Origin of the sequence: Streptomyces sp. P13-3-3, assembly GCF_050571355.1 — a bacterium.
GTDB lineage: Bacteria > Actinomycetota > Actinomycetes > Streptomycetales > Streptomycetaceae > Streptomyces > Streptomyces althioticus.
On record NZ_CP192229.1, the window covers coordinates 308,923 to 334,692 of the forward strand.

Here is a 25,770-nt window from a genome sequence, read left to right on the forward strand (position 1 = left end):
CGGCCTCAGCCGCGCAGGTGGCAGAGCAGCAGGCACACGTCGTCGTCGCGCTCGGAGTCGCTGAGAAGGGGCCGCAGAACGCGGTCCGCCGCGTCCTCCAGGTCGGTGTCCAGTTCCGCGCGGTCGAAGGAGGCGAGCGCCGAGCCGAGCCGCTCGATGCCCGGGTCGATGCCCTGGGCGCGCCGCTCGACCAGACCGTCGGTGTAGAGGGCCAGCGTCGAGCCGGGCGCCAGCCGCTCGGTGTGGTCGGGGATGTCCTGGCTGAGCGGGATGCCCAGCATCGCGCCCGGCTTGGCGTCCAGCGTGCGCACCCCGCCGTCGGGCAGCCGCAGCACCGGCGGTGGATGGCCGGCCGCGGCCCAAGTGAGCGTCCGGTCGTCCGGGTGGAAGCGGGCGATGACGGCCGTCGCGAACAGGTCCGGCTGGAGATGGCGCAGATAGCCGTGCAGCCGGGTGAGCAGCCGCCCCGGGCTGTCGCCGTCCACGGCGTAGGCGCGCAGCGCGGTGCGCAGCTGGCTCATCATCACCGCCGCGTGCAGCCCGTGCCCGGTCACGTCCCCGATGACGGTGACCAGGCTGCCGTCCCGCTGCCGGAACGCGTCGTACCAGTCACCGCCGATGTTCAGGCCGTGCGTGGCGGGCAGGTAGCGCGCGGCCAGCCCCACGCCGGGGGCGGACGGCAGCTCCGTCAGCAGGGCGCGCTGCAGCGTCTCCGCGATGTCCCGGTTGTGTTCGAACCGGCGCGCGTTGTCCAGGGCGATCCCGGCCCGCCGGGCCAGTTCGATCAGCATCACCGCGTCGTCCGGGTCCCACCGTTCGCCCTGCGGCGACAGCGTCAGCACGCCCAGCGGCGCCCGGCGCGGCGTCAGCAGCGGGACGCACAGCAGCGGCCGGTGGGGGGCCAGCGCCGACGGCGGCCGGTCCTCCACTCCCGGCAGGTTGCCGGGGTGGTCGGCGGCGTACTGCGGGCGCCCGGTGCGGGCCGCCTGCACCGCGGCGCCCGGATGGTCGGCGGGCAGCGGCCGGCCGTCCTCGGGGTCGAACAGCCAGACGTCGACGCCGTCGGCGTACCGCGGCACCAGCAGCTCCGGCAGCCGGCGCAGGATCTCGTCGTGGTTCAGCGACGCGGTCAGCTCGGCGCTGGCGTCCGCGAGGAACGTGAGCCGCCGCCGCGCGTTCTCCGCCTCGGTGCGCGCCCGCCGCTCGGCGGCGAACGCCTCCCGCTGCGCCCTGCCCGCCGCGTCCAGCTCGGCGTGCAGCGCGAGGACGCCCTGATTGGTCTGGTGCAGCTCCTCCCGGTGGAAGGCGACCAGACCCTCCTGCTCCGTCAGCTCCTCCAGCACCACCGAGGTGTCCTCGTCGGCACCGAGCAGCCCCTCGGACAACGCGGCCGCCTCCTCCGGCACCGGGCACGGATCGGACAGCCGGCCCGGATAGGGGCAGGGCACGCCCGTCGTCCACGGGGTGCGCTCCCCGGCGTCGCCGTCCGGGGCGGGGACGACCACCACGTGCAGCTCGCCGGGACCGCCGTCCGCGCCCTCGGCGCTCTCCACCGTCAGCAGCCAGGTGCCGCCCTTGGTGAGGCACTGCCGCAGCTGCCCGCTGAGGGACACGGCCAGCCGGGTCCGCTCGACGGTGGGCACCCCGCACGCGGCGGCCAGCCGCGCCACGGAGACGCGGGCGCGGGCCGCGTCGGTGACGGTCGCGATGCGCCAGGCACGCGTCATGAGGAAGCCTCCGGGATGTTGGCGAGCACGGCCACGGCGGTGTCGTCCCGCACCGGACGTGCCGCGCTGCCCGCGTCACGGACCGCCACGGCCGCCGTCACGGCCGGGTCGGCCGGGGGCACGCCGGTGCCCGCGGGCGGTGTCCAGCGCGACGACAGCCCGTCCGTGTGCAGGATCAGCAGGCTCCCGGGGGTCCAGTCCGCCTCGTCCTCGCGCACCGTGCGCGGCCGGTGCGCGCCGACGATTCCGGGCCGGGACAACAGCGTCCGCCAGCGCCCGCCGTCCCGCAGCCGCGCGGTCACGTTGCCGATGCCCGCGAAGCGCAGCCGCCCGGTCCAGGTGTCGAGCTGGGCCGCGGCGACCGCCGCGCCCCGGGTCCCGGACAGCGCGGTGTGCAGCCGCTGGAGCAGCTCGGCGGGCGGCAGCCGGGCGCAGTGGCGCAGCTCCTCGACGGCGGTGTCGGAGGCGCGGGCGGCCTCGGCGCCGTGGCCGAGCCCGTCCGCCAGCATCAGCGTCACCCGGTCGCCGGACCGCACCCACGACCAGGCGTCCCCGGACTGCTCCGCGCCCGCGAACGGCACGTTGACGCCGCCCGCGTGCACACCGAGGGAGCGCGCCGGGGCCTCCGCAGGGACGAGCCCGACGGTGGCGGGGCCGACCCGGGCCACCGCGACCGTGCCCCGTCCCACCTCGCTGTGCAGGCCGAACGCGTCGGCGATCCGCCGGCACGTCCCCAGACCCGCGCCGAGCGAGCCGCCGGTGGTGAACCCGTCCTCGAACGCGCCGGCCACGTCGGCGATGCCCGGCCCGTGGTCGAGGGCGGTGATCTGCACGGCCCGTCCCGGCCGCCCCTCCGGCAGCACGGCGGGGTCGACGACGTCCACGACCACCTCGCCGGCCTTCGCGTGGTTCACCAGATTGGTCGCCAGCTCGGTCGCCACGAGCGCGCACGCCGCGCGGCGCTGCTCGTCCAGCCCGGCGCGGGCCGCGGCCTCCTCCGCCGCCACCCTGACGTCGCGCACCCGGGTCGCGTCGTGCACCGGCACATGCCACACACGCGGCATCACCCACCTCCGCGCGGCCGGACCGGCCGGGACACCCAGGAGGTCACCCGCACCGTGGTGCCCGCCCCCGGGGTGCTGTCCACCTCGAAGTCGTGCACCAGGCGCCGCGACCCGCCCAGCCCCATGCCCAGTCCGTCGCCCGAGGTGTAGCCGTCGCTGAGGGCCCGCTCGAGGTCCGGGATCCCGGGGCCCTCGTCGGAGAAGGTCAGCCGCAGCCCGGCCGTGCCGTCGGCGGCGGTGACCCGCGTCGTCTCCAGCACACCGCCCCCGCCGTGCACCAGCGTGTTGCGGGCCAGCTCGCTGGCGGCCGTCACCAGCTTCGTCTGGTCCACCAGACCGAAGCCGACCCGGGTGGCGGCCTGCCGCACGTGCTGACGCACCCACGCGAGGTCCATGTCCGACCGGATGGGCAGCCGCGCCTCCACGTCCGCGGCGGTGTCCATCACGGTCTCCCCTCGCCGCCGGACCGGTTCGCCACGACGGGCTGCGCCAGCATCGCCAGAGCCGCCTCCGTGTTCAGCGCCGTACGCAGCTCGGGGAACGTCAGGCCCAGCTCCACCAGCGTGATGGCGACCGCGGGCCGCATGCCCGCCACCACGGTCCGCGCGGCCAGCAGCTCGGTCTGCGCCGCCGTCTCGGCGAGCACCCGGCCGAGGAAGGAGTCGACGATCTCCACCCCGGAGATGTCGATCACCACCCCGGTGACCCGGCTGGCCACGATCGTCTCTGCCAGGTCCTGCTGGAGCTGGGACGCCATACCGTCGTGCAGGTCCCCCTGCAGGGTGACCAGCAGCACGTCACCGAGCCGCAGCACCGGCACATGGCCCGCGACCGGGCGGGCGAAGTGTTCGCTCACCGCCGGACCGCACCCTCGGCCGGGGCGTTCACGATGTTCGCGCCCAGCTCGTTCAGGCAGTACCCGAGCGCGTCGGCGAGGCTCGCGCGGGTCTTGACCGTGCCGAGGTCGAGGCCGAGGTGGACGATGGTCTGCGCGATCGCCGGGCGGATGCCGGAGACGACGCACTCGGCGCCCATCAGCCGGGCCGCGGCGACCGTCTTCATCAGGTGCTGCGCGACCAGCGAGTCGACCGTCGGCACACCGGTGATGTCGAGGATCGCGAACCGGGCGTGCTGGTCGACCACCGCGTCCAGCAGCGTCTCCATCACCACCTGGCTGCGGGCGCTGTCCAGCGTCCCGATCAGCGGGACCGCCACGATCCCGTCCCAGAGCTTGATCACCGGTGTCGCCACCTCCAGCAGCTGCAGCCGCTGCCGGTCGATCAGGGCCTGGTTCTCGCTGAGCGCGGTCTGCATGGTGACCAGCCGCAGCGTGCCCATCAGCACGCTCAGCGCGATGGCGCACTCCCGGCGCCGCTCGGAGTCCTCCTGCTCCAGATCGGCCACCAGGAGGTTCTCCACCGGCGGCAGCAGCGCGGCCAGCTCGCTGGAGACCTGCGTGGTGGACAGACCCGCGCGGGAGCGGGCCGCCCCCATCCGGGCGAGCTGCTCGCGGACCCCGGTGAACCCCGCGGCGTCCGGGTCCTCGATCCGCTGCGCGTCGGCCACCTGGGCCAGCGCGTCCACGATCACCCGGCCCGCGTCCACCGCCTCGTCGCGCGACACGGTGAACACCGTGCGGAACAGGGGCTCGTCCGCCCATCGCTGGGCTATCTGCTCCCGTCGCCGCCGCAGGAAGTCCCCGACCTCTCTTGCGGGGGTCGAGTGGGTCGTGTCCGCTTCGTGCTCCGGCACCTGTCTGTTCTCCTCCTCGTCGTGACAAAGCGCCCGGACCCGTGACGGGGCCGGGCGGCGGGGCGGTCCCGCTCAGACCTCGGGCTCGGCCGGGGCCGCCTGGGGACGGTCGACGCGCTCCAGCGCCTCGTCGACGCTCTCCGACACGGGCACGGTGATGCTGACGCCCGTCAGGTCGAGGATCCGGCGCACCGCGGGGGTGGGCGAGATGATGTGGACGCTCCCCGGCAGCTCCCGCGCCTCCTGGTAGACGCGCAGGATGATGTTCATGCCGGACGAGTCCATGAACGGCACCGCGGACAGGTCCAGCAGGAAGTGCCGGCGGCCGTGGTGCAGCTGGTTCGCCAGATGGTGCTGGAACTCGGTCGCGGTGTCGACGTCCAAGTAGCCCTCGACGGTCACGAGGGCCACGTCCTCACGAGGAAGTGTCACCTCGACGGACAACGGGTCCTGGGCAATGGGCACGAGTACCTCCAACAAGGTGATCAAGCTCTTCGTCGCGCAGCCGCGCGTACCCCCGAATCGCCCCCTCATGCCTCCGCCCGCCCGATCGGCCGTCGGGGTGACCTACCCCACTCTGATTCCCACGATGCAGGTGTCGTCGTCGGTGTCCGACCGGCTGTACGTGAGCAGGCGGTCGAGCCGCTGGTCGAGCGTGCCCGGGACCGTGGCCGCGGTGGTGAGGAGGTGCGTCAGCGACTCCTCCACCGAGCGGTCCCGGCGTTCGATCAGCCCGTCCGTGTACATCAGCAGGTTGTCGTCCGCGGCGAGCTGCACCTCGCCCTCCTCGTAACGCGCCTCGGGGAGGGCGCCCAGCAGCAGACCGCTCACCGGGGGCAGCGGGGACGCCTCGGAGCCGCGCACCAGCACCGGCGGCAGATGGCCCGCCCGTGCCCACCGCAGGGTGCGGGTGGCCGGGTCGTACAGGCCGCAGACCGCCGTGGCCGTGACCCCGCCGGTCAGATGGTGCGTCACCATGTTCAGCCACGACAGCAGCTGCCCGGGGCCCGCGCCCGTGACGGCCAGCCCGCGCAGCGCGTTGCGCAGCACGACCATGCTGGTCGCCGCCTCGATGCCGTGACCGGCGACGTCACCCACGCACAGCAGCACCAGACGCGACGGCAGCACCACCGCGTCGTACCAGTCGCCGCCCACCAGCTGCTCCGCCTCGGCCGGCCGGTAGCGCACGGCCACGTCCAGGTCGGGCATCTGCAGCGGCGCCTGCGTCGGCGGCATGATCGCCCGCTGGAGCTGCAGCGCCAGCCGGTCCCGCTCGCTGGCCTGCTGCTCGGTGTGCGCGAGCTGGTCACGGGTCGCCGCCAGCGCCACCTCGGTCCAGTGCTGCGACGAGATGTCCTGGTAGGCGCCCCGTACCGTGAGCAGCCGCCCGTCGGTGTCCAGCACCGGTTCGGCGACCACCCGGATGTGCCGGGTCACGCCGTCCGGCCGCTGCAGCCGGAACGCGGCCGAGGCCGGGCGCCGGTGGTGCAGCAGCGTGCGCAGGAAACGGCCGATGGCCACCGCGTCGTCCGGGTGGGCGTGCGCCGGCAGGTCCTCCAGCGGCACCGGGGAACTGGTCTCCGGCCGCCCGTACAGGTCGAACAGCTGGTCGTTCCAGGTGATCTCACCGGTCAGCAGGTTCTCCTCGAACCCGCCGATCCGGCCGAGCCGCTGCGCGTGCTGCAACAGGCTCGCCAGCCGCGCCGTCTCGTCCTCGATCCGCCAGATGAAGAGGATCCCCGCGCCGTGCCGGCTGACGCTGATGTCCGCGACCGCCGACAACGGCACCTGGTCCACCAGCGCGGTCAGATGCATGCGCCGGGCGCGGAAGGGCTCACCCGTGGCGTACACCCGCTCGATCCGCTGGAACAGCTCGCTCTCCCCGGCGGCCATCGGGTACGCCTCCAGCAGCAGAGCCCCGCCGACCATGCCGCGCGGCCGGCCCGCCGGGTCCAGGAAGCGGCTGTTGACGTGCTGGATGCGGAAGTCGAGCAGGTTCCCCGACTCGTCCAGGTGCGGCACCAGCACCAGGGCCGGGTCGTACAGCCCGTCGGCCAGGTCCATCAGTTCGGCCGCGTCCGGCAGCACCCGCTGCGGACGGGCGGGCCCGCCGGGCGGCGTGTACGTCTCCAGCGTGTGCGCGCACAGCTCCGCCAGGGCCTCCACCTGGCGCACGATCTGCGGCCGCTGCGGGGGCAGCGGAACGGGCCAGACGATCTCCAGCACGCCGTACACCCGCCCGCCGGTGCCGGCGGGCACGGCCGCACGGCCGCCGTCCGGGTGGTGGTGCCGGCCCACGCTGGGAAGCCCCCGCTCGGCCAGCGACTCGATCCACAGCCCCTCGCGCTCGGCCAGACCGCACCGCGCGACCGTCGCCACGTCCGGCGGCACGTAGTACCAGCGCGCCGCCTCGGCGGGGGAGAAGCCCGCACTGCCGGCCAGGGTCAGCGACCCGTCCGCGCCGGCCGCCCAGATCGCCACGGCCACCGCGCCCAGCGGACGCAGCGCCTGCTCCAGCAGCGACTCGGCCACCGCCTGGGTGTCGTCGGCGGCCAGCGCCCCGCTCTCCGCCGCCCGCAGCCGGACCGCCGCAGGGTCCGCCTCCGCCTCGCCGGCCGCCCGGGTGGCGGCCAGGAAGGCGTGCGTCACCTCGGACATCCGGTCCCGGGCGGCCTGGTTGATCACCTCGACGGCGAACTCCAGCTGGGTCGTCCCCGCCTGCTCGGTCAGCTCGGCGAGCTGCCGGGCCGCCTGCGCGGGACCGCACCCGAGGCGCTCCACCAGGATGCCCTTGGCGAGCTCGATCAGCGCCCGCCCCTCGGCCTCCGCCTGGGCGGCCCGTACCTCACGGCTCAGCCGGTCCACCGTCGCCGCGAGCCGGCCGACGGGGGAGTCCGTGGCCACCCCGGCGGGTCCGGCCGGGGGACGCCGCAGCTCCATCTCCTCGGGCGTCGGCTCGCCCATGTGCTCCCGGTCCTCCTGGACGCTCATGCCGGCAGCCAGCGGCGGACGCAGGCGATCAGCTCACGGCTGTCGACCGGCTTGGTGACGTAGTCGCTGGCGCCCGAGGCGAGGCTCTTCTCCCGGTCCCCGGGCATGGCCTTCGCCGTCACCGCGATGATCGGCAGGTCCGCGTAGCGCGGCATCGAGCGGATCTCGGCCGTGGCGGCGTACCCGTCCAGCTCGGGCATCATCACGTCCATCAGGACCAGCGCCACGTCCGGGTTGTCCACCAGTCTCTCGATGCCCTTGCGGCCGTCCTCGGCGTGCAGCACCCGGAATCCGTGCAGCTCCAGGATGCCGCTGAGCGCGAAGAGGTTCCGCGCGTCGTCGTCGACGACCAGCACCGTCCGGCCCGCGAACGAACCGTCCACCACGGCCTCGGGCGCGGTCCGCTGCGCCTCGTCCGGGCGCACCAGCGACAGCACGTCGCCGGGCTCCTCCGCCGACAGGTGCAGCGCGATCCGCTCCCGCAGCTCGTCCAGGCTGGACAGGAACTCCAGCGCCGTGCCCGAGGCGCGGTCCCGCAGGTTCGCCTCCACCCCGGCGTCGGCGCGGTGCCCGCTGTGCACCAGGACGGGCACGCTCGCCAGGGCGGAGTCGCCGCGCAGCGCCTCCAGGAAGCGCGTCACCTCCGCCTCCGCCATGCCCAGCTCCAGCACGACGCAGTGGCAGGGGTCGGCGGCCAGCGCTCCGGCCGCCTCCTGCGCGCCGACGGCGGTGATGATGTCGACCGACGGGCGCGAGCCGCCGCCCGTGTGGGCGACGTCCTGCACCACGCTCTCCGCGACCAGCGTGAGCAGCCCACGGGGCCGCTCCTCCACCACCAGCAGCCGGCGTGGACGCTGCCCCTGCGGGGCGGGCGCCGCCTCGATCGCGGGCGTCCGCGGGGACGCCGCCTCCGGCAGTTCCTGCCCGGCCGGCTCGCCCTCCACGGCCGGCGCGGGCCGCAGCTGCTGCTCGAAGTCGGGGCGCGCCACCGGCAGGAACAGCGTGAACGTCGAGCCCTGGCCCGCGACGCTGTCCACGGTGACCGCGCCGCCCAGCAGGTGCGCGATCTCCCGGGTGATGGAAAGCCCCAGGCCCGTCCCGCCGTACTTGCGGCTGGTGGTGCCGTCGGCCTGCTGGAACGCGCCGAAGATCGACTCCAGGTGCTGCTCCGGGATGCCGACGCCGGTGTCCCGCACCCGGAAGGCCACCACGGGGCCGCCGCGCAGCACCTCCTGGGGCACCTCGTCGTCCGGGGCCGGCTCGATGCGCAGCTCCACCTGGCCGCGCTCGGTGAACTTCACCGCGTTGGACAGCAGGTTGCGCAGCACCTGGCGCAGCCGCGAGTCGTCGGTGAGCAGGTCCGCGGGCGCGCCCGGCGCGGTGGTGATCGTGAAGTCCAGGCTCTTCTGCATGGTCATCGGCCGGAACGTCGCCTCGACGTACTCGACGAGACGGCGCAGCTCCACCCGCTCCGGGCTGACGTCCATCTTGCCCGCCTCGACCTTCGACAGGTCGAGGATGTCGTTGATGAGCTGGAGCAGGTCCGAACCCGCCGAGTGGATGATCTGCGCGTACTCGACCTGCTTGGGGGAGAGGTTGCGCGAGGGGTTCTGCGCGAGCAACTGGGCCAGGATCAGCAGGCTGTTGAGCGGGGTGCGCAGTTCGTGGCTCATGTTCGCCAGGAACTCCGACTTGTACTTCGAGGCGAGCGACAACTGCTGCGCCCGCGCCTCCAGTTCCTGCCGGGCCTGCTCGATCTGCAGGTTCTTCGCCTCGATGTCCCGGTTCTGCGAGGCCAGCAGCGCCGCCTTGTCCTCCAGTTCGGCGTTGGAGCGCTGCAGTTCCTCCTGCTGGGTCTGCAACTCCGCGGACCGCTCCTGGAGTTCGGCGGTGAGCCGCTGCGACTCCACCAGCAGCTCGTCGGTGCGGGCGTTCGCCACGATGGTGTTGACGTTGACGCCGATGGTCTCCATCAGCTGTTCCAGGAAGTCCTGGTGGGTCTGGGTGAACGGCGTCACCGACGCCAGCTCGATCACACCGAGCACCTGGCCCTCGACCACGATCGGCAGCAGCACCAGGGCCGTCGGCACCACCTGACCGAGCCCGGAGGAGATGGTCACGTAGTCCGGCGGCAGCTGGTCCACCAGGATGGTGCGTCTGCTGCGCGCGGCCTGCCCGACGAGGGTCTTGCCGAAGGCGATGCGCGTCGGCCGGCCGCTGTCGTCCGGGTAGCCGTAGGAGCCGACGAGACGCAGCTCGGGGCCGCCGTCGCCGTCCTCCGCGAGGTAGAACGCGCCGTACTGCGCGGACACCAGCGGCACCAGCTCGTCCATGATCAGCTCCGCGACCACGGGCAGGTCGCGGTGGCCCTGCATCAGCCCGGACACCCGGGCCAGGTTGGTCTTGAGCCAGTCCTGCTCCTGGTTGGCCCGGGTGGTCTCGCGCAGGGACTCCACCATCGCGTTGATGTTGTCCTTGAGCTCGGCGACCTCCCCGGACGCCTCCACGTTCACCGAGCGGGTCAGGTCGCCCTCGGCGACCGCGCTGGTCACCTCGGCGATCGCGCGGACCTGCCGGGTGAGGTTCCCGGCCAGCTCGTTGACGTTCTCGGTGAGCCGCTTCCAGGTGCCGGAGACGCCCTCGACCTCCGCCTGCCCGCCGAGCCGGCCCTCGGTGCCGACCTCGCGGGCGACGCGGGTGACCTCCTGGGCGAACGCGGAGAGCTGGTCGACCATCGTGTTGATGGTCGTCTTCAGCTCGAGGATCTCGCCGCGCGCGTCGACGTCGATCTTCTTCGACAGGTCGCCCTTCGCGACGGCGGTCGTCACCAGCGCGATGTTGCGCACCTGGCCGGTGAGGTTGTTGGCCATCGAGTTGACGTTGTCGGTGAGGTCCTTCCAGGTGCCGGCGACACCCGGCACGTGCGCCTGGCCGCCGAGGCGTCCCTCGGTGCCGACCTCGCGGGCGACGCGGGTGACCTCGTCGGCGAACGCGGACAGCGTGTCCACCATCGTGTTGATGACGTCCGCGAGCGCCGCGACCTCGCCCGCCGCCTCGACGCGGATCCGCTGCGACAGGTCGCCCCGGCCCACGGCGGACGCCACCTGGGCGATGGAGCGCACCTGGCTCGTCAGGTTGGACGCCATCACGTTGACGTTGTCGGTGAGGTCCTTCCAGGTGCCCGACACCCCCCGCACCTGCGCCTGCCCGCCGAGGCGTCCCTCGGTGCCGACCTCGCGGGCGACGCGGGTGACCTCGTCGGCGAAGGCGGAGAGCTGGTCGACCATCGTGTTGATGGTGTTCTTGAGCTCGAGGATCTCGCCGCGCGCGTCGACGGTGATCTTCTGCGAGAGATCGCCCTGCGCGACCGCCGTCGCCACCAGCGCGATGTTGCGCACCTGGCCGGTGAGGTTGCCGGCCATGAAGTTCACCGAGTCGGTCAGGTCACGCCAGGTGCCCCTGACCCCCTGCACGTCCGCCTGGCCGCCGAGGCGTCCCTCGGTGCCGACCTCGCGGGCGACGCGGGTGACCTCGTCGGCGAAGGCGGAGAGCTGGTCGACCATCGTGTTGATGGTGTTCTTGAGCTCGAGGATCTCGCCGCGCGCGTCGACGGTGATCTTCTGCGACAGGTCGCCCTTCGCCACCGCCGTCGTCACCTGGGCGACGTTGCGGACCTGTGCCGTGAGGTTGCCCGCCATGGCGTTCACCGAGTCGGTGAGGTCCGCCCAGGTGCCCGACACCCCCGGCACCTGCGCCTGCCCGCCGAGCGTCCCCTCCGTGCCCACCTCGCGGGCGACACGCGTGACTTCGGACGTGAACAGCGACAGCTGGTCCACCATCCCGTTGAAGACCTTGGCGATGTCCCCCATGAGCCCGTCGGCGTCACCGGGCAGCCGGGTCCCGAAGTCCCCGTCCCGTACGGCCGTCAGCCCCGCGAGGAGCTGCCTCAGCTCCTTGTCCCCCGGCACCGTGTCGGTCCCCTCGGTGCTTCCCCTGGTCATGCGCACCCTCGTTCCGGCCCCATTCAGTGCGCATTTCCGCAGATCAGCGGAGTCGCGCGGCGAGAAATACGCCGAAGATTAACCCACCTCGCGGGCACGCGACAAAGCGGGTGGCGGGCTTCCCGGACCGGTCGAGAATCACGTTCTCCGGCGTGCATGTTCCCGCGGAAGCGGGGTACCTGATGCGATTTCACCTCCGTCCGGCCGGACCGGCCGCATTCGACGGGCGCCGTTCGAATGTGTGCCCGCCGGACGGGTATCTGCTCGGGTGGAGAGGGCCGGAGTGTCCGGCCCCGCTCCTGTGAAGGGGGAGCAGTTCATGGGGAGCAGTCGTACCTCGGGGAGGCCGGAAGCAGTGCCCACCGACAGCATCTGGTCGTACGCGCCGGGCCTGGACCACGCCCGCGGCGCGGACCTCACGGGCTACACCGTCGTCGCGCGCGACGGAACCGCCGGCCACGTCGACCGACGGGCCGACCACCACGGCATGCCGCACCTCGTCGTGGACACCGGCGTGTGGGTGTTCGGCCGCAGCCTGCTGGTCCCCGTCGGGGTGATCACCTCCGTCGACGCCGCGGAGCGGAAACTGACGGTGTCCTGCACCCGGGCCGAGCTGAAGGCCGCGCCGCGCTTCCGCACCGACAGCGAGACCATGGACGCCGTCTATCTCACCGCCGTCGGCCTCTACTACAGCGAGCTGCCCCGCGAGGAGCGGCCCGCCTGACGGGCAGGCGCCCCGGCGGCTCCGCGCCTCCGGGGCGCTCACCACGGCAGGAAGACGTGGATGTCCTTCCCCTGCTCGTGCGTGACGACGCTCACCTGGTCGCAGAGCGTGTGGATCAGATGCCACCCGATGCCGCCCCCGCCGCTGTGCGGGTGGAACGGGCGCGGGGCCGGTTCGGTGGTGTTCGTGTCGTGCATCACCACGTGCACCCCGTCGAACGTGCGGCGCAGCCGCAGCTCGAACGGTCCGGGGGCGTACTGCACCGCGTTCGCGGCCAGTTCCGTCACCACCAGGAGTATGTCGTCCCAGTGCTCCGGCGCCGTCGGCGCCGACGCACGGGCCAGGTCGAAGAGGAATGCCTCCGCGACCAGACGTGCGTCCGTCACATCGTGCAGCTCCCCCGGGAAGCTGGCGATGCGGCTCGTGATCTCCTCGCCGGCCAGTGTCCTGTCCCTACGCGACTCGGGTGCCATGTCGCCTTCCAGGCCCCGGTCGCTGCCGGGGCGGTCGTCGCTGCTGTTGCGTTCCCCGATCTGTGGGTTCCCGTGCGGGCGGAGCCTACGCGCCCGCCTGCCCGACGGTGCGGGGTGACAAACCCCGCACCCGGCGCGGAATGATCAGCGGAACACGCTGTCCTCGTCCCACACCGACGCGTCGGCCGGCTCCGGGGGGCGCGCCGGGCGCGTACGGGACTGGTACATCGCGTCGATCTCCAGCGCGTAGCGGCGCACGATCTCGTCCCGGCGCAGCTTCATCGACGGCGTCAGCAGGCCGTTGGACACGTCGAACGGCTCCGGCAGCACCCGGAACACCCGGATCGACTCCGAGCGGGACACGCTGCTGTTGGCCGCGGCGACGGCCCGCCCGATCTCCTCCCGCAGCGCGTTCTCCTCCCGCGCCTCGCGCGCCGGGGCGTCGCCCTGCAGCGACAGCGCCGCACGCCAGTCCGCCAGGAAGTCCGGGTCCAGCGTGATCAGGGCGCCCACGCACGGCCGGTTGTCACCCACCACCACGGCCTGGTGCACGAGGGGGTGCATCCGCAGCCGCTGCTCCAGGGCGGCCGGGGCGACGCTCTTGCCGCTGCTGGTGATGATGATGTCCTTCTTGCGGCCGGTGATCGTGAGGTAGCCCTCGCCGTCCAGCCGGCCCAGGTCGCCGGTGGCCAGCCAGCCGTCCCGCAGGGCGGCCCGGGTGGCGGCCGGGTCGCCGATGTACCCCTGGAACACCGACGGCCCGCGCACCAGGATCTCCCCGTCCTCGGCCACCGTGACCGCGGTGCCCGGCAGCGGCTGCCCGACCGTCCCCGACTTCTCCCGGCCGTACGGCTGCATGGTGACGCCGCCGCTGGTCTCGGTGAGGCCGTAGCCGTCGTGCACGTAGATGCCGATGCCCTCGTAGAAGAGGGACAGGTCGCGGGAGAGCGGCGAGCCGCCGGACGTGGCCCGCAGCACGCGGCCGCCGAGCGTCGCCCGCAGCCTGCGGTACACGGTCCGCTCGTACAGGGCGTGCTGCATGCGCAGGTCGAGACCGGGGCCCGAGCCGCGCCCGAGGCGCTGCCGCTCCGTCGCCGCCGCGAAGTCCCGCGCGGTGCCCGCGGCCCGCTCGAACAGCGCCCCGCGCCCCGAGAGCTGCGAGGCGCGCAGGAAGTTCTTGTAGATCTTCTCCAGCAGGGACGGCACCGCGTACAGATACGTGGGCCGGAACGAGCGCAGCGACGTGGACAGCGCGTCCGCGCCGAGGTCCGGCTCGTGCCCCATCAGCAGGCCGCCGCGGATGCACAGGCTCTGGATCATCAGCCCGTACACGTGCGAGAACGGCAGGAACGCCAGCACGGACCCCTGCTCGCCGGGCGGCGCCGCGACATGTCCCCAGCCCGCCAGCAGCGTGTCGCAGATGAACGCGAGCCCGCGGTGGCTGATGGCACAGCCCATGGCGTGCCCCGAGGTGCCGGAGGTGTACGCCACCACGGCCGTGGCGTCCGGCAGCACGATCCGCCGCAGCGAGTCGACCGTCGCCGCCGGAATGGCCTCGCCGCGCGCCACCAGCTGGTCCAGCGCGCCCGCGTCGAGCTGCCACACGTGCCGCAGCCGGGGCAGCTGGGCGCACACCGAGCCCACGGTCATCACGCTCTGCTCGTCCTCGACCAGCACGGCCACACAGCCGGCGTCGCGCAGGATCCACTCGACCTGCTCCCGCGACGAGGTGGGGTAGATCGGCACGACCTCGGCGCCCACCGTCCACAGGGCGTGACACAGGACGGTCCACTCGTAGCGGGTACGCGCCATGATCGCGACGCGGGTGCCCGGCGAGATGCCGGAGGCGATCAGACCCTTGGCCAGATCCACGACCTCGTCGCGGAACTCGACGGCGCTGACCTCCTCCCAGAGGGCGGAGGCCCCGGTGCGGCGGGCCAGCACCGGCATGGTGGGGCTCTCGGCCGCCCTCGCGAACAGGCTGTCGGCGAGGCCGCCGGTCAGGGGCGGGGCGGACGGCGGAGCGAGAGCGAGGTCGCGCATGCACTGCTCCTCACGGTGACGGGGGGTGGCGGTGCCTGAATGTAGTCCAGCGGGCCGTGCCCTGGGCCGGGATCACGTCAAGTGTGTCCGCACTGATGATCCGGCCGCTTTCTGGGGACCCGGTGTCCATGACCTACGTCAATCCCGATCCCGATCCGGACCGCACCACCGGCCTCGAGGCGGGTGGCGGCGTCCCACCGGGCGAGACCCCGCCCGCGGAGAGCAGCATGCCGGAGGCGGGCCCGTACGAGCTGGACCACAACCCCGCCAAGGGCTGGGCGAAGGGCCCCCTGACCGCGATCCTCGCCGTGGTCGCCTTCATCGCGGCGTTCTTCCTGGTCTACGCGATCATCCTGCTCCTCTGACGGGCCCGGCCACCCCGGCCACCGGCCCCGCGGGCCGGCGGCGGGCCCCGTGCGGCCCCGCACCCCGAACGGGGCGCGGGGAACTGGCGCGATCAGCCGGGGCGCGCACCCGCACGAGCGCCGTCGGCGCTGCGCCTCCGCACGGACGCACTCCGCGCGGCCCGCGCCTCAGTGAGCGGGGCGGAACGGGCGCAGCAGGCGGATGCCGTCCTCGATCGATCCCTCGATCAGTTCGAGCATCTGCGGGACGAGTTCCCGCATCCGGGGCGCTGCGAGGTGCGCGTCGAGGTGGGCGCGGCTCTCCCAGCGTTCGTAAATGAGGAACTCGCCGGGCCTGCCCTCGACTTCGTGGGCCTCGTAGTCGATGTTGCCGGGGTCGTTGCGCGAGGGGGTGACGGCGGCGGTGATGAACGCCTTCAGGTCGGCCTCCCGGCCCGCTTTCGCCCTCGCGTCCCAGACAACGGTCACGTAACCGGTGGGTGTTGCGGTCATGGTGTGTTCTCTCTCTGTTCCGTGCCGGCCGGCGGTGTGCCGGCATCGAACCGGTGTCAGCTCTCGATGAAGTCGAGCAGGTCGGCGTTGACGGTGTCGGCGTTCACGGTGCACATGCCGTGCGACAGCCCCGGGTAGACCTTCAGGCGCGCGTCTGCGATCAACGTGGCCGCCTTCTCCGAGGAGTTGGCGATCGGGACGATCTGGTCGTCGTCGCCGTGCATGATCAGCGTGGGCACGTCCATCGCCCGGAGGTCGTCGGTGAAGTCGGTCTCCGAGAACGCGGCGATCCCCTCGTGGTGCGCCTGCGCGCTGCCGGTCATCGCCTGACGCCACCAGTTCTGTATGACGCCCTGGGAGACGTCCGCGCCCGGGCGGTTGAACCCGTAGAACGGCCCGGAGGCGAGGTCGAGGTAGAACTGGGAGCGGTGGGTGGCCACGGCCTCGCGGAAGCCGTCGAAGACCTCGATCGGCAGACCTGCCGGGTTCGATTCGGTCTGCACCATGAGCGGCGGGACCGCTCCGACGAGGACGGCCTTGGCGACCCGCCCCGCACCGTGCCTGGCGACGTACCGGGCGACCTCTCCACCACCGGTGGAGTGGCCGACGTGGACGACGTCGCGCAGGCCGAGGTGCGCCACCACGGCGGCGGCGTCCGCGGCGTAGTGGTCCATGTCGTGACCGTGGCCGACCTGGGCGGAGCGCCCGTGACCTCGGCGGTCGTGGGCGATGACGCGGTAGCCCCGCCGGACGAGGAACAGCATCTGGGCGTCCCAGTCGTCCGAGCTCAGCGGCCAGCCGTGGTGGAACATGACCGGCCGGCCCGTGCCCCAGTCCTTGTAGAAGATCTCGGTTCCGTCGCCGGCGGTGACGAACGGCATGGTGTGCTCCTCGTGGTCTCGCCCGGGTACCGGGCGGTTTCGATGTCTCCACGAGAGTGGCTCGGCCACCGTGCCGACAGCCTCCGTCAGCTGACTGACATCCGGCCGACGGTCCGCTTGCGTCAGTGAGGAGTGGTCCGCCGCGCCGGGGCGGCCTGGCCGCGGGCCCGCTTCTCCAGTTCCTCCACGTAGTTGTACGCCGCGGCGCTGCCCTGCCTGCCGGGAGACAGCTTCACGATCGCCTCGTGCGCGTCCGGGTCGCCGAGGCGCGCCTCGGCGAGGACGTAGGGCAGGCCGCTGACGCGGAACTCGATGCTGCCGTCCGGATACGCGATGACCTGGACTCGCCGGTCACCCGGCAACTCGATCAGTTCTGTGGGGTGCTGGTCGTCCATGCGGACCTCCGGCATCCGGGCCCTGCGCGGGCGTGGAAGGTGCCGGCAGCGTACCCCCGCCGGCTACGCCTGCGTATGGCGGACGCACTCCGTGACGACGTCGCGCAGACTGTCCGTGCGTTCCAGGAGGGCCCGCTGGATCATCGCGCCGTTGCCGTCGCGGAGCAGCCGCTCGCAGCCCTCGCGGGCGCGGTCCAGGTCACCGTGGTCGGAGAGGGCGTCCGCAGTGTGGTCGAGGAGCGCGCGGACGACCGCCTCGGCGGGCATCCTCCGCATCGTCTCCGGGTGCAGCAGCTCGCCGGTGAGGCCGGAGCGGGCCGCCTGCCAGGCGGACAGCCGCAGCAGGGAGACCCCCGGGTCGACCGGTTCTCGGCCCTCCCGCCACTCCCGCGCCGCCGTCTCCACCAGCCCCCGGGTCAGCGTGGCCACCAGCCCCGCCGTCTCCGCGTGCAGCGCGACGTCCGAGACCCGTACCTCCACCGTCGGGTACCGCTCGGACAGCCGGGCGTCGAAGTAGATCATCCCCTCGTCGAGAATCGTGCCGGTCGCCACCATCTCGGCGACCCGCCGGTGGTAGCGCTCCGGCGACCCGAACAGCTCGGTCGGCCCCGCCGACGGCCACCGCTGCCACACCCGGCTGCGGTAGCTGGCGTACCCCGAGTCCTTGCCCTGCCAGAACGGCGAGTTCGCGCTCAGCGCGGTCAGCACCGACAGCCACGGCCGCAGCCGGTCCAGGACGGCGACGCCCTCCTCGTCGGACTCCACCGACACATGCACGTGACAGCCCATGACGAGCTGCTCACGGGTGGCGATGCCGTACTGCTGCTCCATCCACCGGTACCGCTCGTTCATCCCGACCGCCGGGCTGACCGGCAGCGGCGACGTGGCCAGCGCGGCGACCGTGCAGCCGATCTCCTCGGCGTGGCCGGCGGCCTCCTTGCGGCAGCGGGCGATCTCCGCGTGCAGGCTCTCCATGGACGACTGCGGATGGGTGGCGAACTCCACCATCTGCTCGTGCAGTTCCTTCTCGAAGACGTCCTGCCCCGCGTCCTCCCGCTCGGCCCGGGCGAGCACCGCCGCGGACATCGCCCGCGGTTCACCCGTCTCCGGATCGACCAGGAGGAGCTCCTCCTCCACTCCCACGGTGCGCACCTGATGCCTCGCCCTTCTGCCTGCCGCGTCGACGCCGAGCAGCCCTCGGCCGTACGACCCGCATGCCCCGCGCGGGGCGCGGAACACCTGGTGTCGTCGGCCGAGGGCCGCCGGGCGCCGGAGCGCGGTCTCACAGCGGCGTGGGCGCCAGCCAGACCGTCGCGAGCGGGGGAAGGGTGAGCCGGACGTGCCCGTCCTCGGGCTTGACCGGGTCGGGGTTCACCACGTCGCCGCCGCCGTAGCGGGCCGCGTCGGTGTTGAGGATCTCCTCCCAGGCGACCACGTCGTCGCCGACGGCGAGCCGGTAGTCGTGCCGGACCACGGGGGAGAAGTTCGACACCGCGAGCAGCGGCCGGCCCTCCGCGTCGTACCGCAGGAAGGCGAAGACGTTGTCGTCGGCCGAGTCCACCGCGACCCAGCGGAAGCCGGACGGGTCGGTGTCGCGCTGCCACAGCGACGGAAGCCGCCGGTAGTGCGCGTTGAGGTCGCGCACCAGGTCCTGCACCCCGCGGTGGTCACCCGCCGAGTGGTAGTCCTCGTCCAGCAGCCACCACTCGGGGCCCGCCTTCTCCGACCACTCCGCGCCCTGCGCGAACTCCTGACCCATGAACAGCAGTTGCTTGCCGGGGTGGGCCCACATGAAGCCGAGGTAGGCGCGGACGTTCGCCCGCCGCTGCCACCAGTCGCCCGGCATCTTCGACACCAGGGCCTGCTTGCCGTGCACCACCTCGTCGTGCGAGATCGGCAGCACGTAGTTCTCGCTGTAGGCGTACACCATCGCGAAGGTCATCTCGTGGTGGTGGTACTTGCGGTGCACCGGCTCGTGCGAGACGTACTCCAGCGAGTCGTGCATCCAGCCCATGTTCCACTTGAGTCCGAACCCGAGCCCGCCGGTGTCGGTGGGCCGGGTCACCCCGCCCCACGCCGTGGACTCCTCGGCGATGGTCACCACGCCGGGGCACCGCCGGTACACGGTGGCGTTCATCTCCTGGAGGAACGCCATCGCCGCCAGGTCCTCCCGGCCGCCGTAGGCGTTGGGCTCCCAGCCGCCGTCCTCGCGCGAGTAGTCGAGGTAGAGCATGGAGGCGACCGCGTCGACCCGCAGCCCGTCGATGTGGAACTCCTGGCACCAGTAGACGGCGTTCGCGACCAGGAAGTTGCGCACCTCGGTGCGGGCGTAGTCGAAGGTGAACGTCCCCCAGTCGGGGTGGTCGGCGCGCCGCGAGTCACCGGGCTCGTACAGCGGTTCCCCGTCGAACCGGGCCAGCGCCCAGTCGTCCTTCGGGAAGTGCGCGGGCACCCAGTCCATGATCACGCCGATGCCGGCCCGGTGCAGGGCGTCGACCAGGTACTTGAAGTCGTCCGGGGTGCCGAGCCGGGCGGTCGGCGCGTAGAAGCCGGTGACCTGGTAGCCCCAGGACGGCCCGTACGGGTGCTCGGCGACCGGCATCAGCTCGACGTGCGTGAACCCCATGTCCTTCACGTACGCGGGCAGCACCTCCGCCAGCTCGCGGTAGGTGAGACCGGGCCGCCAGGACGGCAGGTGCACCTCGTACACCGAGAACGGCGCCTCGTGCACCGGCGTGTCCCCGCGCCGCGCCATCCACTCCGTGTCGCCCCACTCGTAGTGCGAGGCGGCGACCACCGACGCGGTGTTCGGCGGCGCCTCGGTGCGGCGGGCCATCGGGTCCGCCTTGAGGAACCGGTGGCCGTGGCGCGAGTGGATCTCGAACTTGTAGCGCGTGCCCTCGCCGACGCCCGGCAGGAACAGCTCCCACACGCCGGACGAGCCCAGCGACCGCATCGGGAACGCCGTCCCGTCCCAGTACGTGAAGTCCGCGGCGAGCCGCACCCCGAGCGCGTTGGGCGCCCACACCGTGAAGCGGGTGCCGGCCACGCCCTGGTGGGTCATGGGGTGCGCGCCGAGCGCCGTCCACAGCTCCTCGTGCCGGCCCTCGTGGATCAGGTGCAGGTCGAAGTCGCCGAGCGCGGGCAGGAAGCGGTACGGGTCGTGCGTCTCCACCGGCTCGTCGTCCCCGTACGCCACCGCGAGGGTGTACGCGGGGACCTCGTCCAGCGGCAGCACGGCGGAGAACAGCCCGTCGCCCTCGGACACCAGCGGGGTGCGGGCGCCGTCGACGACGACGCTCACCTCGCGGGCGAAGGGGCGCAGCGTCCGGAAGGCGATCCCGCCGGGCACCGGGTGGGCGCCCAGCAGGGCGTGCGGGTCGTGGTGGGCGCCCGCCAGCAGGCGGCCCCGGTCGTGCGGGTCCAGGGCGGGTGCGGCCGCCCCGTCGGCGGCGGCGGACGGGGCTGACCCGCCCGATCCGGGCAGCGGCGTTTCGTGCAGGGCCACGGCTTCAGTCTCCTCTCACGGCGAGGCGCTCGATCGCCGCCATGGGTACGGGCAGCCAGTCGGGTCGGTGCCGGGCCTCGTACAGCACCTCGTACACGGCCCGGTCCGTCTCGTAGGCGCGGAGCAGGCCGTGCTTCTTGCGCGGGTCCCAGCCCGCACGGGCCGCGTAGCCCGCGCAGTAGGCCTCGCGGCAGCGCCGCGCCCACTCCGGGCGCCAGGGGCGGCGCTGCCGGGCGGCATAGTCGAAGGAGCGCAGCATCCCGGCGATGTCCCGCACGGGGGAGTGGGCGCTGCGCCGTTCGGAGAGCGGCCGGGACGGCTCGCCCTCGAAGTCGATCACGAACCACTCGCGTCCCGCCCGCAGCACCTGGCCGAGGTGCAGGTCGCCGTGGATGCGCTGGGCGGGCGGCCCCGCGTCGCAGGTGGCGAGCGCGGCGAAGGCGCTCCGCAGCCCCGGCACGTACGGCTGGAGCGCGGGCACGGCGTGCGCGGCCGCGGTCAGCCGCTCGGTCATCGCCGCCGCCGTCCGCCCGTTCTCGCCGGGCGCGCCGACCGGGAACGCGGAGGACAGCGCCAGGTGCACGTCGGCCGTGGCGCGGCCGAGGGCGTGCGCCTGCGTGGTGAAGTCGTCGCCGGCGGCGAGCGCGTCCAGCGCGAGCGTCCAGCCGTCGGCCGCGTTGCGCAGATACGGCTGGAGCACGCCGAGCGTCGCCTTGAACGGGTGCGTGGTGCGCAGCCAGGCCACCGGCGCCGGCACCCGGTGGCAGCCCTGCCGGGCCAACGCCCCGGGTACCTCCAGGTCCGGGTTGACGCCGGGCTGGATGCGCCGGAACACCTTCAGGATGTACTCGTCGCCGTACACCAGCGAGGAGTTGGACTGCTCGGCGTTGAGCACCCGCGGCACCAGTCCCGCGGGGACCTCCTGGGCGGGGTCGCCCTCGAAGTGCAGCGGGCCCGCGGTACCCGGACGGCGCAGCCGCTCCAGCAGCAACTGGGCGGCGCGCGGGTCCTGGAGGGCGTCGTACACCGTCAGCCCGGCCAGCAGGCCGTCCCGCACGGTCCCGATGAGCGCCTTGCCCAGGCGGGGCGAGGGCCGCTCACGCACCCCGAGCAGCAGCTGGTAGCAGTCGCCGGCGGGGGTGGCGCCCCCGGGCGCGGGCACCCCGCCGTGCGCGGCGTGCACCAGCACGTGCAGACAGCCCGGGAACAGCTCGGTCGTGGACAGCACGCCGAGATCGGTGACGGGACGGTCCTTGCCCGCGAACCAGCGCTGCAACGGCAGCCACTCGCGCAGCAGCCCGGCGAGCGACTCCAGGGACTCGGCGGGCGCGCTCCGCGGGCGCAGGAATGCGGTCTTCGTCATCGTGACGCCTCCTCTCGCCGGCACACGCTCACAGTCGTCGGCCGATGCGGGATGCGACTCGGGTGAGCCGGAACCAGTAGAAGCCGTGGCCCCCGAGGGTCAGCAGGTAGGGCAGTTCGCCGATGGCCGGGAAGCGCACCCCGCCGAACAGCTCCACCGGATGCCGGCCGTCGAACTCGCGCAGGTCGAGCTCGGTGGGCTGGGAGAAGCGGGAGAAGTTGTTGACGCAGAGGACGAGGTCGTCCTCGTACTCGCGGAGGAAGGCGAGGACGGCGGGGTTGGAGGAGGGCAGCTCGGTGTAGGAGCCGAGGCCGAAGGCGGGGTTCTGCTTGCGGATCTCGATCATGCGCCGGGTCCAGTGGAGCAGCGACGAGGGTGAGGCCATGGAGGCTTCGACGTTGGTGACCTGGTAGCCGTAGACCGGGTCCATGATCGTGGGGAGGTAGAGGCGGCCGGGGTCGGAGGAGGAGAAGCCGGCGTTGCGGTCGGGGGTCCACTGCATGGGGGTGCGCACCGCGTCGCGGTCGCCGAGCCAGATGTTGTCGCCCATGCCGATCTCGTCGCCGTAGTAGATGATCGGCGAGCCGGGCAGGGACAGCAGCAGGGCGTTGAAGAGTTCGATCTGGTTGCGGTCGTTGTCGAGGAGGGGTGCGAGGCGGCGGCGGATGCCGATGTTGGCGCGCATGCGGGGGTCCTTGGCGTACTCGGCCCACATGTAGTCGCGTTCCTCGTCGGTGACCATCTCCAGGGTCAGCTCGTCGTGGTTGCGCAGGAAGATGCCCCACTGGCAGCCCGACGGGATGGCGGGGGTCTTGGCGAGGATCTCGGAGACCGGGTAGCGGGACTCCCGTCGTACCGCCATGAAGATGCGGGGCATGACGGGGAAGTGGAACGCCATGTGGCATTCGTCGCCGCCGGCGGCGTAGTCGCCGAAGTAGTCGACGACGTCCTCGGGCCACTGGTTCGCCTCCGCCAGCACCACCGTGTCCGGGTACTGCGTGTCGATCTCCTTGCGGACCCGCTTCAGGAACGCGTGGGTCTCCGGGAGGTTTTCGCAGTTCGTCCCTTCCCGCTGGTACAGATACGGCACCGCGTCGAGCCGGAACCCGTCGATGCCGAGGTCCAGCCAGAACTTCAGCGCCGAGATCATCTCCTCCTGCACGGCCGGGTTCTCGTAGTTCAGGTCCGGCTGGTGCGAGAAGAAGCGGTGCCAGTAGTACTGCTTGCGTACGGGGTCGTACGTCCAGTTCGACGCCTCGGTGTCGACGAAGATGATGCGCGCGTCCTGGAACTGCTTGTCGTCGTCGGCCCACACGTAGTAGTCGCCGTACGGACCGTCGGGGTCGCGCCTGGACTCCTGGAACCACGGGTGCTGGTCGCTGGTGTGGTTCATGACGAAGTCGATGATCACGCGCATGCCGCGCTGATGGGCCGAGTCGACGAACTCCACGAAGTCGGCGAGGTCACCGAACTCCGGCAGGACGGCGGTGTAGTCGGCCACGTCGTACCCGCCGTCGCGCAGCGGCGACTTGAAGAACGGCGGCAGCCACAGGCAGTCGACGCCCAGCCACTGCAGGTAGTCCAGCTTGGCGGTCAGACCCTTCAGGTCACCGATGCCGTCCCCGTTGCTGTCCTGGAAGGAGCGGACGAGGACCTCGTAGAAGACGGCGCGTTTGAACCAGTCGGGGTCCCGGTCCTTGGCGGGGGTGTCTTCGAAGGTGTCCGGGACGGGTTCGTTGACGCTCATGTGGCGGATGACCCTCCGATCTGCGGGGTGGACGGTCGCAGAACCGTGCTGTGCGGCCCGGAAGGCCCGTTCCCGGACCCTCCGCCGACGACGAGTACATGTGCCCCGCCCGGACCGAGACGCACATAGTTGGCGCTGCCCCATTGATAGGTCTCACCGGTGAGCTCGTCGCGCACCGGCACCGACTCGTGCCAGTCCAGGCCGAGTTGCGGCATGTCCAACGAGACCGTCGCCTCCTGGGTGTGCCGGGTGTCGAGATTGGCGACCACGAGCACCGTGTTGCCGTCCCGCCGCTTCGAGTAGGCGATGACCTCCTCCTTGTCCGACCGGTGGAAGTGGAGGTCGCGGAGCTGCCGCAGGGCCGGGTTCTCGCGCCGGATGGTGTTGAGGCGGGTGATCAGGGGTGCGATGGTGCGGCCCTCGCGGGCGGCGGCTTCCCAGTCGCGGGGTTTGAGCTGGTACTTCTCGCTGTCGAGGTACTCCTCGCTGCCCTCGCGCAGCGGGGTGTTCTCGCACAGTTCGTAGCCGCTGTAGATGCCCCAGGCGGGGGAGAGGGTGGCGGCGAGGACGGCGCGGACCTCGAAGGCGGGCCGGCCGCCGTGCTGGAGGTAGGCGTGCAGGATGTCGGGGGTGTTGGCGAAGAAGTTGGGCCGCATGTAGGAGGCGGCCTCCCCCGACAGTTCGGTGAGGTACTCCGTCAGTTCCTGTTTGGTGGTGCGCCAGGTGAAGTACGTGTAGGACTGCTGGAAGCCGATCTGGGCCAGGGTGTGCATCATCGCCGGGCGGGTGAAGGCCTCCGCCAGGAAGATGACGTCCGGGTCGCTGCCGTTGATCTCCCCGATGACGCGTTCCCAGAAGACGACGGGTTTGGTGTGCGGGTTGTCCACGCGGAAGATCCGCACCCCGGCGTCCATCCAGTGCCGCAGGACCCGGCAGGTCTCGGCGACCAGGCCGTCCATGTCGGCGTCGAAGGCGATCGGGTAGATGTCCTGGTACTTCTTCGGCGGGTTCTCGGCGTAGGCGATGGAGCCGTCGGGGCGGTGGTGGAACCACTCGGGGTGCTTGTGCACCCAGGGGTGGTCGGGGGAGCACTGCAGGGCGAAGTCGAGGGCGACCTCCATGCCCAGGTCCCGGGCGCGGTCCACGAACCGGGTGAAGTCCTCCAGCGTGCCCAGCTGGGGGTGGACGGCGTCGTGGCCGCCCTCGGGGGAGCCGATCGCCCACGGCACACCCACATCGTCCGGGCCGGCGTCCAGGCTGTTGTTGGGGCCCTTGCGGAAGGTGGTGCCGATCGGGTGGATCGGGGGCAGGTAGACGACGTCGAAGCCCATCGCCGCAATCGCCGGGAGCCGGCGCGCGGCCGTGTCGAAGGTGCCGTGCGGCTGCTCGGGCGTGCCCTCGGAGCGGGGGAAGAACTCGTACCAGGACCCGAACAGCGCCCGTTCCCGCTCCACCAGCAGGGGCAGCGGCTCGCTGCTGGTGACCAGCTCCCGCAGCGGATGCCGCGCCAGCACCGCGTCCACCTCCGGCGTCAACGCCGCCGCCAGCCGGGCCGCCGCCGGGCGTTCCGTGTCGCGCAGCGCCGCCACGGCCGCGCGCAGCACCTCCCGGTCGCCGGACCCGGGCACCTGTTCCGCCGCCCGCTCGTGCAGCCGGGCGCCCTCCTCCAGCACCAGCTCGGTGTCGATGCCCGCCGGGACCTTGATCTGCGCGTGGTGCCGCCAGGTGGTGACCGGGTCGCCCCACGCCTCCACCGCGTACGTCCACAGACCCGTGCGGGTCGGGGTGACGGTCGCCCCCCACCGGTCCGTGCCCGGCGCCAGCTCCCGCATCGGCGTGAACGGACCCGGACGCCCCTCCGGATCCCTCAGCACCACGTCGGCCGCCACCGCGTCGTGCCCCTCACGGAACACCGTCGCCGTCACCTCGAACGCCTCGCCCACCACGGCCTTCGCGGGCCGGCGGCCCTGCCGCACCAGCGGCCGGACGTCCAGCACGGGGATGCGTCCCACGGAGGTCCCGGGGGCCGCCGGGGGAGTGGTGCCGCGTGCGACGGCCGGGGCGGGACCGGTGCGGGGCGGGCGGCCGCGCGCGGGCGCTGTGCCGCTGCGGGCGGCGGACGCCTCGGTGCCGGACGGCGAGGGGGATGACGAGTGGTGCTTGGCGGGCATGACCGCTCCTGTCCGCGTCAACGAAGGGTGGGCGGATGACTGTGGGGAGGTGGGTCCTGCGGGGTCCCCGTGG

Annotated in this window: 20 protein-coding genes; 2 read left to right on the plus strand and 18 right to left on the minus strand. The window is 72.7% G+C overall.

All coding sequences use genetic code 11. The features are described from left to right. Positions 1-5: 5 nt before the first annotated feature. The 8 genes from ACQZOG_RS27810 to ACQZOG_RS27845 form a co-directional block, all read right to left on the minus strand. Positions 6-1,727: a PP2C family protein-serine/threonine phosphatase gene (locus ACQZOG_RS27810; protein ID WP_037638031.1), complete on the minus strand. Its 1,722-nt coding sequence runs from the start codon at positions 1,725-1,727 to the stop codon at positions 6-8. Continuing rightward, positions 1,724-2,791 carry a SpoIIE family protein phosphatase gene (locus tag ACQZOG_RS27815; RefSeq protein WP_033276396.1) on the minus strand — a complete coding sequence of 356 codons (1,068 nt, stop codon included), beginning with the start codon at positions 2,789-2,791 and terminating at the stop codon, positions 1,724-1,726. Before ACQZOG_RS27815 ends, ACQZOG_RS27810 begins: the two co-directional genes overlap by 4 nt. Beyond that, entirely contained in the window at positions 2,791-3,234 is a 444-nt protein-coding gene (locus tag ACQZOG_RS27820) for an anti-sigma regulatory factor (protein ID WP_033276395.1), read from the minus strand. Before ACQZOG_RS27820 ends, ACQZOG_RS27815 begins: the two co-directional genes overlap by 1 nt. Next, the gene (locus ACQZOG_RS27825) at positions 3,234-3,647 is read right to left on the minus strand and encodes an STAS domain-containing protein (protein ID WP_033276394.1); all 414 of its coding nucleotides are present in this window, start codon (positions 3,645-3,647) and stop codon (positions 3,234-3,236) included. The genes ACQZOG_RS27820 and ACQZOG_RS27825 overlap by 1 nt, the downstream gene beginning before the upstream one ends. Beyond that, a complete protein-coding gene (locus ACQZOG_RS27830) occupies positions 3,644-4,543 on the minus strand; it encodes an STAS domain-containing protein (RefSeq protein ID WP_037638029.1) in 900 nt (299 codons plus the stop codon). Before ACQZOG_RS27830 ends, ACQZOG_RS27825 begins: the two co-directional genes overlap by 4 nt. Positions 4,544-4,615: 72 nt before the next feature. Continuing rightward, complete coding sequence (locus ACQZOG_RS27835; protein ID WP_033276392.1) at positions 4,616-5,008, minus strand: STAS domain-containing protein; 393 nt, start codon at positions 5,006-5,008, stop codon at positions 4,616-4,618. Between the two features lie 102 nt (positions 5,009-5,110). Then, positions 5,111-7,507, minus strand: coding sequence for a SpoIIE family protein phosphatase (locus ACQZOG_RS27840; RefSeq protein ID WP_058917816.1), 2,397 nt, complete (start codon positions 7,505-7,507; stop codon positions 5,111-5,113). Between the two features lie 23 nt (positions 7,508-7,530). Next, on the minus strand, positions 7,531-11,535 hold the full coding sequence (locus tag ACQZOG_RS27845) for a HAMP domain-containing protein (RefSeq protein WP_106963225.1): 4,005 nt from the start codon (positions 11,533-11,535) through the stop codon (positions 7,531-7,533). A gap of 355 nt (positions 11,536-11,890) precedes the next feature. Here ACQZOG_RS27845 and ACQZOG_RS27850 point away from each other — a divergent pair, with 355 nt between their 5' ends. Further along, a complete protein-coding gene (locus tag ACQZOG_RS27850) occupies positions 11,891-12,259 on the plus strand; it encodes a hypothetical protein (protein WP_033276391.1) in 369 nt (122 codons plus the stop codon). 38 nt (positions 12,260-12,297) lie between these two features. On the opposite strand, the gene ACQZOG_RS27855 is transcribed toward ACQZOG_RS27850, so the two are convergent. After that, on the minus strand, positions 12,298-12,732 hold the full coding sequence (locus tag ACQZOG_RS27855) for an ATP-binding protein (RefSeq protein WP_430741927.1): 435 nt from the start codon (positions 12,730-12,732) through the stop codon (positions 12,298-12,300). Between the two features lie 144 nt (positions 12,733-12,876). After that, entirely contained in the window at positions 12,877-14,775 is a 1,899-nt protein-coding gene (locus ACQZOG_RS27860; RefSeq protein ID WP_261674577.1) for an AMP-dependent synthetase/ligase, read from the minus strand. Positions 14,776-14,903: 128 nt separating this feature from the next. On the opposite strand from ACQZOG_RS27860, the gene ACQZOG_RS27865 reads away from it, so the two are divergent. Next, complete coding sequence (locus ACQZOG_RS27865) at positions 14,904-15,140, plus strand: DUF6480 family protein (protein WP_033276388.1); 237 nt, start codon at positions 14,904-14,906, stop codon at positions 15,138-15,140. 168 nt (positions 15,141-15,308) lie between these two features. Here the strand turns inward: ACQZOG_RS27865 and ACQZOG_RS27870 are convergent, their stop codons facing one another. The 8 genes from ACQZOG_RS27870 to ACQZOG_RS27905 form a co-directional block, all read right to left on the minus strand. Next, positions 15,309-15,632: a putative quinol monooxygenase gene (locus tag ACQZOG_RS27870; protein WP_037638019.1), complete on the minus strand. Its 324-nt coding sequence runs from the start codon at positions 15,630-15,632 to the stop codon at positions 15,309-15,311. Between the two features lie 56 nt (positions 15,633-15,688). Beyond that, on the minus strand, positions 15,689-16,513 hold the full coding sequence (locus ACQZOG_RS27875; protein WP_193455912.1) for an alpha/beta fold hydrolase: 825 nt from the start codon (positions 16,511-16,513) through the stop codon (positions 15,689-15,691). Between the two features lie 122 nt (positions 16,514-16,635). Continuing rightward, positions 16,636-16,908 carry a hypothetical protein gene (locus ACQZOG_RS27880; RefSeq protein WP_359497033.1) on the minus strand — a complete coding sequence of 91 codons (273 nt, stop codon included), beginning with the start codon at positions 16,906-16,908 and terminating at the stop codon, positions 16,636-16,638. A gap of 63 nt (positions 16,909-16,971) precedes the next feature. After that, complete coding sequence (locus ACQZOG_RS27885) at positions 16,972-18,060, minus strand: glutamate--cysteine ligase 2 (protein ID WP_359497036.1); 1,089 nt, start codon at positions 18,058-18,060, stop codon at positions 16,972-16,974. Positions 18,061-18,190: 130 nt separating this feature from the next. Further along, positions 18,191-20,416 carry a 1,4-alpha-glucan branching enzyme gene (gene glgB / locus ACQZOG_RS27890; protein ID WP_387693636.1) on the minus strand — a complete coding sequence of 742 codons (2,226 nt, stop codon included), beginning with the start codon at positions 20,414-20,416 and terminating at the stop codon, positions 18,191-18,193. Positions 20,417-20,420: 4 nt separating this feature from the next. After that, on the minus strand, positions 20,421-21,779 hold the full coding sequence (locus tag ACQZOG_RS27895; protein WP_230227035.1) for a maltokinase N-terminal cap-like domain-containing protein: 1,359 nt from the start codon (positions 21,777-21,779) through the stop codon (positions 20,421-20,423). 28 nt (positions 21,780-21,807) lie between these two features. Continuing rightward, positions 21,808-23,526 (minus strand): maltose alpha-D-glucosyltransferase, encoded by a 1,719-nt coding sequence (gene treS, locus ACQZOG_RS27900; RefSeq protein ID WP_430741928.1) that lies wholly within the window; start codon positions 23,524-23,526, stop codon positions 21,808-21,810. Then, complete coding sequence (locus ACQZOG_RS27905; RefSeq protein WP_401457506.1) at positions 23,523-25,697, minus strand: alpha-1,4-glucan--maltose-1-phosphate maltosyltransferase; 2,175 nt, start codon at positions 25,695-25,697, stop codon at positions 23,523-23,525. The genes treS and ACQZOG_RS27905 overlap by 4 nt, the downstream gene beginning before the upstream one ends. Positions 25,698-25,770: the final 73 nt, after the last annotated feature.